This is a genomic window from Kineosporia sp. NBRC 101731, from assembly GCF_030269305.1.
Classification (GTDB): domain Bacteria; phylum Actinomycetota; class Actinomycetes; order Actinomycetales; family Kineosporiaceae; genus Kineosporia.
In genome coordinates, this window is the sequence record NZ_BSTC01000054.1 from 1 (window position 1) to 393 (window position 393).

A 393-nucleotide genomic window follows, 5' to 3' on the forward strand; every position below is an offset into this window, starting at 1 on the left:
GCTGGTGCTGGTGTCGGGGTCGGCGGCGGGGCGTCGGGGTGGTCGCGGGGTATGACGCGCCCGGTGAAGGTGCCGGTCGGGTCGGAGGGCATCGGGATGAACGGCAGCGGGGTGTGGTGATGGATCGCGCGGAAAATACTCACGAATGCGTCGGCCCGGCGTTCCTGGTGACTGCGGGGATCAGGGCTCCCGGCACGGCGTGAGTAGTCACGACAGGCATCGGCCAGGGCATCCAGCACCGAGTGGATCAGCATCACGTCATCGGCCTGCAGCACGGCGTCCAGCCCTCCCATCCCATCGGTCAACGGGTAGGCATGCACGCAGCGTTCTTTCTTCTTCGCCTCCCGCCGCCGACGGGCCGCCTCCGGATCGGCCTTCTGAATCGCGCGCCGC

At 69.0% G+C, this 393-nt stretch carries 1 protein-coding gene; it reads right to left on the bottom strand.

Annotation, left to right across the window (positions count from 1 at the left end; all coding sequences use genetic code 11):
- Positions 1-393, bottom strand: a 393-nt coding sequence (locus QSK05_RS36070; protein WP_285601912.1) for a DUF222 domain-containing protein, incomplete at both ends; no start/stop codon positions are given.